The following is a 404-nucleotide window of genomic DNA, read 5'->3' as shown; positions in this document are numbered from 1 at the left end:
TTGCCGGACCGATCCAGAACCCACACCAGCGGCAGCGACACCTTCGCGAGCACGACCATCGCCGGCGCGACCTTCACCGCGACCGCCTCGGGATCGCGCAGCGCGATCTGCTTCGGCACCAGTTCGCCGACAATCAAAGATGCATAGGTGATCAGGGTGACAACCGCGCCGACGCCGACGGCATCGGCGACGGGTTGCGACAACCCGACGCGCACAAGCCACGCGGACAGGCGCGGGCCGGGCGTGGCGCCTGAAAAAGCGCCTGACGGCACGCCGACGAGCGTGATTCCGATCTGAACGGTGGAAAGAAATTTTCCGGGATTGGAGGCCAGCACGAGCGCGCGCCGCGAACCACTGACGCCCTTCTCAACCAGACCGGACAATCGCGCGGGACGGGATGAGAC

Annotated in this window: 1 protein-coding gene; it reads right to left on the bottom strand. The window is 66.3% G+C overall.

The features are described 5' to 3' along the window. The coding region (locus tag AEA42_RS04455) for a CNNM domain-containing protein (protein WP_156312302.1) at nt 1-404 on the bottom strand (404 nt) is incomplete at both ends.

This window comes from Shewanella sp. Sh95 (assembly GCF_001308045.1).
GTDB classification, from domain to species: domain Bacteria; phylum Pseudomonadota; class Gammaproteobacteria; order Enterobacterales; family Shewanellaceae; genus Shewanella; species Shewanella xiamenensis.
Note: the sequence above shows the minus strand (reverse complement) of the source record. Positions and strands in the feature narration are given on the sequence as shown.